The organism is Leifsonia sp. HAY1-4F, from assembly GCF_056755275.1.
Genome location: NZ_JBNDHX010000342.1, coordinates 1 through 263, shown reverse-complemented (window position 1 = coordinate 263; position 263 = coordinate 1). Strand labels below are relative to the sequence as shown.

Annotated in this window: 1 protein-coding gene; it reads left to right on the top strand. The window is 68.4% G+C overall.

From position 1 onward, the window contains the following. Positions 1–263, top strand: a 263-nt coding sequence (locus ACPYOG_RS19765) for an aldo/keto reductase (RefSeq protein WP_481295818.1), incomplete at both ends; no start/stop codon positions are given.

Below are 263 nucleotides of genomic sequence, written 5' to 3'. Positions count from 1 at the left end.
GTGGCCGGGACCGTACGGGCATGGCGGAGGCAGCCGCAAATACATACTCGCCAGCCTCTACCAGTCTCTGAAGAGACTCGGGCTCGACTACGGCGACATCTTCTACTCGCACCGGCCCGATCCGAGCACGCCGCTCGAAGAGACCATGCAGGCGCTCGACACCTCGGTCCGGTCCGGCCGCGCGCTCTACTTCGGCATCTCCTCCTACGGCCCGGAAGAGACCCGGCGCGCCGCCGGGATCCTCCGCGACCTGGGCACTCCCC